This window comes from Aurantimonas aggregata, assembly GCF_010500835.1.
In the GTDB taxonomy this organism is placed as follows: domain Bacteria; phylum Pseudomonadota; class Alphaproteobacteria; order Rhizobiales; family Rhizobiaceae; genus Aurantimonas; species Aurantimonas aggregata.
The window spans coordinates 1-6259 of record NZ_JAAAMJ010000058.1 but is presented as its reverse complement, the minus strand read 5'-3'; the positions used below and the strand labels follow the sequence as shown (position 1 = coordinate 6259).

Below are 6259 nucleotides of genomic sequence, written 5' to 3'. Positions count from 1 at the left end.
GAAGCGGGGTGATCGTGGTATCGTCTCTCATGGCGTATCGCTCCTTCGGGAGGTTCTGGCAGGCTTCAGCACCCGCCACGATACGCCGCCTTCTCAGGCCCCATCACCCATTTTCAGCCATAGCTCATTGGATTGGGTTGCGAACCGTAACATCCCTGACACCGGACGTTTTGGCGGGCGCCGCGCCAAGCGAGCCGCCGAGACCTCCTCGTGTATCGCCGCCAGGCTCTCTTGAGCAGGGGATTGCCTACCTCCACGCAACGGTAAGCTCCAGCATAAAGGCACTCAGCGGTACCCGATACCCATGACGTAGTCGCGCAGCAACGACTCCTCGTCCTCCGATTCATCCAGGAGGACCTGAAGCGCGACGCGCGCATTGAGCACCCCGATCGGCCGAGCCTCCTCGTCCGTGACCGGGACGTTCTTCAAACCGCGCTCCTTCATTTGCGACCAAACCTCGTGCAGGCCGTCGCCGGGACGGCATAGGAGAACGTCTCGCGTCATCACCATCGAGGCCGCCGTTGCGCAACTGGATCCCTGGCAATGGCTGATCTGGTTGACGACATCGGTTTTGGTGATGACACCTGCCAAGACACCGCCAGGAGCGCACACGACAACGAGATCGGTCCCGGTGCGAAGTAGCTTCGCCGCTTCGATTAGCGGCGCGTCATCCGCAACCGTGACCAGCGTCTCGCGCGCTGCCGACAATACCCTCTCGACGAACATCACTTCCTCCTCAACCGCTAAAAGCAATGCGCAGCGTGGCGATGATGCCGGTGGCGGCAAGTGCAAAGCAGCCAAGGCGCACCGCCAGGAGCCCTGCAACCTTCGTCCACGAGTGAAGGTAGTCCTCGATCACCACCTGGAGGCCAAGCGCCGTGTGGTAGAAGAGCGCGATCAACAGCAGCACCATGAGGGTCGTGGCGAGCGGCGTTCTCAGCCAAGCGACAAAGGCCGCATGATCGCTGCCGCTATGCGCGATGATCGAGGCGACAAACCACAGTGTGAGAGGCATGAGAGCGACGGCCGATACGCGCTCCATCCACCACCGCTCTGCGCCGTGTTTGGCCGAACCGAGCCCGATGGCGCGAGCCAGCGGCGAGCGTGTGCGTTGACGGTCCATCGGCTCTACCCCGCCACAAAGAAGCTGGCGACCCAAGCAGCCACGGTGAGCACCACGCTGGCAATCACCACCGCCCAACCCGAGATGTAGATCGACCGGAGCTCATACCCGTGAACGGTGTCCCAGACGAGATGCCGGATGCCGCCGCAGAGATGCAGAAAGAAGGCGAAGGTGCATCCGAACAGCACGACCTTCCCGACCCAGGACCCGATGGCGCCTTGCACGGCGGCGTAGGGCTGCGGCCCCGCGGCCGCCGCGACAAGCCAGATGACCAGCCCAACGGCGCCGGCGCTTAACACGACGCCGGTGATCCGGTTGGCGATAGACAGCACCGAGGTGAGCTGCGGCCGATAGATCTGGATGTTGGGCGAAAGCGGCCGGGTGCGCTTTGCCTTGCAATCGGGGGGCATCGGGTTTCCAGTTCTAGGACGATCAGATTTGCCGCTCGATGATCATCTTCTTGATCTCAGCGATCGCCTTGCCGGGGTTCAGCCCCTTGGGGCACGTCCGGGTGCAGTTGAGAATGGTGTGGCATCGATAGAGGCGGAAAGGATCTTCCAGGCCATCGAGCCGTTCTCCCGTCGCCTCGTCCCGGCTGTCGGCTAGCCAGCGGAAGGCCTGGAGCAGCACTGCCGGTCCGAGGAACCGATCGCCGTTCCACCAATGGCTCGGGCACCCCGACGTGCAGCAGAAGCACAGGATACATTCATAATAGCCGTCGACCTTGGTCCGTTCTTCAGGAGACTGAAGCCGCTCCCTCTCGGGATCCGGTGTCTTCACCTGGAGCCAGGGCTCGATCATCTCGTACTGCGCGAAGAGATGCGTGGTGTCGGGAACGAGATCCTTGATGATCCTCATATTGGCCAGGGGATAGATCGTTGCTGGTGTGCCCATGTCGGAAATGAACCTCGTGCAGGCCAGCCAGTTCGTGCCGTCCATGTTCATGGAGCAGGAACCGCAGACGCCCTCCCGGCACGAGCGGCGGAAGGCAAGCGTCGGGTCCACCTTTGTCTTGATCCAGATGAGCGCATCGAGAACCATCGGCCCGCAATCGTCGAGATTGACTTCAAACGTGTCGAGGCGCGGGTTGCCATCGGCATCGGGATCATACCGATAAACGTCGAACGCCTTCAGGCGCGTGGCGCCGACAGGGGCCGGCCATGTCCGTCCTCGCTCGATCCTGGATTCCGGCGCCACGTTGAAGTTCCTCGGCACCGGAAACCGCTTGAGCAGCGTGGTGCGAGGCACTTGATCCGACGATTCGATGATCATGCTGTGCTTTTCCTTGGATCGGTCAGCCCGGTCTGTGCGCGGATGCCGGTAGCGGACGATCGGAGAAGTTGACCGACGAGCGTCGCACGACATGGCCCGTGTCGTCGACGATCAGGCGAAAGCGCCGACTTGCCGAAAAGAACGTCAGGCGGTAGCGACCATCATCTTCATCTGCGCCTCGCTCGCAGAGGCTGGTGATTATCCCTTCGCGCATCTGAGCCTGGACGAGCGAAGGCTCGATCCCGAGACCCTCACCGACAATCGCCGCATCGACCTGGATGGCGCCGTCTTCGAACTCGATCCTTGGCATTTCCAGCTCCATTGATGCTTGTCGCTGACGTGGCCTGTGCACAGCCAGCTTGCTCAGGACGGTTACCGCTGCTGCGGAAGCGAGAAGCTCGCTCGAGAAGATCAACCATGTGTTCCGCCGCACGGCTAGTCAGTGGGTGAGCGGTGGAGCCTGGTCTCGGAGAAATCAGGGGCGCCATTTCGCGGGCCATTTCGAGCTGCTTGTCTGACGCTCCTGCGAGCAGGGCTATAATCAGGTTTTCCAGCACGATGACACGAACGTGGAGCAATACCAGCTCCGCTTCGCCCGTGTTTGGAATCCGGGTTGGATCGTTCGGTATTAAAGCCTCCTGCGGACCGTCTACGCCCGCACCCCCCTTGTTGTCCCATCTGGAAAGCGCTCGCTGACGCAGGGCGTCGTCGGGTAAATTGGAGTCCTGATCAGACATAGAGGCATTTCCTTCGAAGGTAATCGGTCAGGCTCTTGCTGTCCCGCGCCGAAATACGCGATGCAGGATTCGCATCGGCGCCTTCGCGAGACCGAGGCAGTTTGTAACATCTAGCGTGCCGATCAATGTTCGGAACTGTGTCCCGAACGTCCGAAGTCCCGCTCCGTGCCTCAATCGGTGTCACTGAGCGCAGAGGGTGCAGAAAGCCCCTCCTCGCGTTGTGGACCATGCGGATGTTCCGGGCTGAAGGAGTGCGTGGCCAACTCATCCGGCGTCACGTTGCCGTCCGCGCCGAAGAAGGTGGCATGCAGGCCCCAGTAGCTCGAAGCAATTACCACGAGCGCCATGGCGAGGCCCGTCGGCACGGCCGCGAGTCGTCGCTTCGGATGCGCCGCCGCCGGCGCGATCGCTTCCATCGCGTAGCCCTTTCGCACGGGATCGGCAGCGATCAGCACGAGGGCGGCCATGATCATCGCGTGGCCGACGAAATCGATCCGCCCGAATGGGTAGACGGCGGTCATGAAGATGACGAGAAGCGAGATCGCCGACAGACGCCGCACCAGCGGGCTCCAGATCAGTCCGAAGCCAAGGGTGAACTCGGCGACGCCGGCCATGGGTATGAACGCGTCCCGCGGCAGGCCGAAGGTCAGGAACGGCCTTTCCTCGACCAGCGGGTAGAACCAGTCCGGGTAGGCGAACTTCTCGAGGCTCGACCACATGAGGGCGATCGCGACGCCCCAGAAGAGGACGGTGAACCGCTTCTCGTGCCAGCGAGGATTGTCGATAGAGGCGAGGAGAAGATAGCCGGCCACGCCGATCCCGAGGGCCAAATAGTCGAGAAGATGGAAAAGCTCGTAGTCGCGTAGTGCGATCAGCCACAGCGCGATGACTCCTGCTGCGGAGAAGGGCATGGTCCTGCGCGAGAAGATACCGGCGGCGATCAACAGCTGCGCCCATGAGATCAGCTCCGACGGTGTCCTGAGATCTGGCGTCAGGTACACGCCGCCGACCGCGAAGACGGCGACGAAGAAGGCGGCCGTCGTGGCGCGCATGAAATCGTCTGCCCGCCGCGCCACCGGCCCTGTAAAGCGATCGAGGCCGGCGAGCGCGGCCTGCCCGACGGGCCGGCGTTCGATGACGATCGTCGTCAGCAGGAACAGCAGAACCAGAACGATGCCCGTCCAGAACCAGCTGTTCGTCAGCGTCTGGCCGATCGACTGTGGCGCTGCACCGACGATGTAAGGTGCGAACCATTTGACATGGGCCTCTGCCGCTCCGGACGAAACGACGAGCGTTCCGATTGACGAGAGGAGCACGAGAGAAGCGTGGAGCAGGGAGATACCATCGATCCGGTTCGGATTCACCCGGTCGGTTCGCGGAGCTTGGGGAGGCATAGCGAGTTCTCCGGAAAGAGACGGCGTCGATGCCGTGCGGCTTCGCCCGCTTTACCACGGACGGCAGGATTTGCGTCTCGAACAACGCTGCCGAGCGTGCCCTCAGGGGCATCGCCCTCGGGCGGCGCTCGTGGACCTTCGCCGGCTCCGAGCGCGGCGCAGATCGCTGCGCCTTCATGCCGACGATGATCGCCACCGCCAAGCTCAACGACATCGACCCGCAGGCCTGGCTCGCCGACGTCCTCGACCGAATCGCCGACATGCCATTGAGCCGGTTGCCCGAGCTCCTCGCCTGGAACTGGTCAACCACAGACATGCTGCACAAACTCGCCTTATTCCGGATCTGGTGCCGGTTCAGTAAGTCGATCGCCAAAACCTATCAGGAGTTGAAACCGGCCGTGGCAACATTGGCGGTGGCGCTTGTCGTCCCGACGTTCCTCTTCCACTATGTGGTTCTGAGTTAGGTCTTTGGCGGTATGGCGCACATCGCGATGACCGCTGGCGTGCGTACTCTGGTCATCGGTTTCGTGACGCTGATAGCCCACCTCGTCGAGGTCGCTATGTACGCGGGTGCCTATGCGCTCGGCGACGGCGCGCTGGGCCTCGGCCGCTTCGGCGGCCTTACCATCGCCGAGCCGCTCGACTACTTCTAATTCTCCATCGTAGGCTATACCTCGCTGGGCTTGGCGATGTCTTTCCCGGCGGTCCCCTTCGATTCATCACCGGTGTCGAGGCCTCGAACGGCCTGTTGATTGCCTGGTCGGGCTCGTTCATCTACATCGCCATGGGGCGCCTTTGGCCCTGGCAACCCTGCGCCGAGCCGGCCCACGCCACTGCGGAAGGAATCCGGCGGAACCGCGCCATAACGCCCACAGCCCCTTTCCGGACGACATCAGAACGGAGACAGCCGGACATATGATGAAGTCAGATTACCAGGCGAATAGCATCACCCTCGTCGGGGCCGTCTCGATGGGCACCGGCGTCATGATCGGGGCCGGAATCTTCGCGCTCACCGGGCAGATCGCGGAACTGGCGGGGCCATGGTTTCCGCTCTCCTTCATCGCGGGTGGCATCGTCACCGGGTTCAGCGCCTACACCTATGTAAAGATGTCGAACGCGTTTCCGTCCGCCGGCGGGATCGCGATGATCCTACAAAACGCCTATGGGCCGGGGGCGATTGCAGCAGCGGCGTCCCTGCTGATGGCGCTATCCATGGTGATCAACGAGAGCCTCGTCGCGCGGACGTTCGGCACCTACATCCTCAGGCTGTTCGATCTGGGTACGGAAAGTCTTCTCGTGCCCGTGCTCGGCGTCGGGCTGATCCTCTTCGCGTACCTCGTGAATGTTTCCGGCAACCGCTCTGTCGGCCTCTTCTCGGTCGTCATGGCGTTCCTGAAGATCGGCGGCATCGCCATCTTCGGCATTGCGGCGCTCGCGGCCAGCGGATTCAGCTTCGAGCCGGCATCCGGATCGTCGGACGCTATCCCCTCGCGGGCTTCACGGCATCAATCGCGCTCTCGATCCTCGCGTTCAAGGGCTTCACCACGATCACCAACAGCGGCGCTGAGATCGTCGATCCGCACCGAAATGTCGGCCGCACAATCATCTTAGCTCGTGTGTTGTGGACGCCCCCCGGAATGCAAGCGGTTTTTTCGGCTTTGGAATGAGCAATGCGGTCGAGTTCCGTCGTGTGTCCGGCCTCATGTTGCGGCTTTCATACGCCGCGGGCCCTT

General features: G+C 62.4%; 8 protein-coding genes and 1 pseudogene. 3 read left to right on the top strand and 6 right to left on the bottom strand.

Annotated features, from left to right (window positions below):
- Nucleotides 1-285 precede the first annotated feature (285 nt).
- The 6 genes from GTW51_RS23095 to GTW51_RS23070 all read right to left on the bottom strand — a co-directional run bounded on the left by GTW51_RS23095 (nucleotide 286) and on the right by GTW51_RS23070 (nucleotide 4448).
- A complete protein-coding gene (locus tag GTW51_RS23095) occupies nucleotides 286-726 on the bottom strand; it encodes a CBS domain-containing protein (RefSeq protein ID WP_163046368.1) in 441 nt (146 codons plus the stop codon).
- Between the two features lie 10 nt (nucleotides 727-736).
- Nucleotides 737-1123 (bottom strand): succinate dehydrogenase, hydrophobic membrane anchor protein, encoded by a 387-nt coding sequence (sdhD, locus tag GTW51_RS23090; RefSeq protein WP_163046367.1) that lies wholly within the window; start codon nucleotides 1121-1123, stop codon nucleotides 737-739.
- 5 nt (nucleotides 1124-1128) lie between these two features.
- The gene (gene sdhC, locus GTW51_RS23085) at nucleotides 1129-1533 is read right to left on the bottom strand and encodes a succinate dehydrogenase, cytochrome b556 subunit (RefSeq protein ID WP_163046366.1); all 405 of its coding nucleotides are present in this window, start codon (nucleotides 1531-1533) and stop codon (nucleotides 1129-1131) included.
- A gap of 22 nt (nucleotides 1534-1555) precedes the next feature.
- The gene (locus tag GTW51_RS23080) at nucleotides 1556-2395 is read right to left on the bottom strand and encodes a succinate dehydrogenase iron-sulfur subunit (RefSeq protein ID WP_163046365.1); all 840 of its coding nucleotides are present in this window, start codon (nucleotides 2393-2395) and stop codon (nucleotides 1556-1558) included.
- A 22-nt stretch (nucleotides 2396-2417) separates the two neighbouring features.
- Nucleotides 2418-2705 (bottom strand): DUF6522 family protein, encoded by a 288-nt coding sequence (locus GTW51_RS24235; RefSeq protein WP_246233380.1) that lies wholly within the window; start codon nucleotides 2703-2705, stop codon nucleotides 2418-2420.
- Nucleotides 2706-3302: 597 nt separating this feature from the next.
- On the bottom strand, nucleotides 3303-4448 hold the full coding sequence (locus tag GTW51_RS23070; RefSeq protein ID WP_343034100.1) for a hypothetical protein: 1146 nt from the start codon (nucleotides 4446-4448) through the stop codon (nucleotides 3303-3305).
- Nucleotides 4449-4564: 116 nt separating this feature from the next.
- Between GTW51_RS23070 and GTW51_RS23065 the strand changes: the two are divergent.
- The 3 genes and pseudogenes from GTW51_RS23065 to GTW51_RS23055 form a co-directional block, all read left to right on the top strand.
- A pseudogene (locus GTW51_RS23065) lies at nucleotides 4565-4828 on the top strand (transposase domain-containing protein); the annotation flags it as partial.
- 174 nt (nucleotides 4829-5002) lie between these two features.
- Nucleotides 5003-5179: a hypothetical protein gene (locus GTW51_RS23060; protein ID WP_163046363.1), complete on the top strand. Its 177-nt coding sequence runs from the start codon at nucleotides 5003-5005 to the stop codon at nucleotides 5177-5179.
- A gap of 316 nt (nucleotides 5180-5495) precedes the next feature.
- Nucleotides 5496-6137, top strand: coding sequence for an amino acid permease (locus GTW51_RS23055; protein ID WP_246233378.1), 642 nt, complete (start codon nucleotides 5496-5498; stop codon nucleotides 6135-6137).
- The last annotated feature ends 122 nt before the right edge of the window (nucleotides 6138-6259 follow it).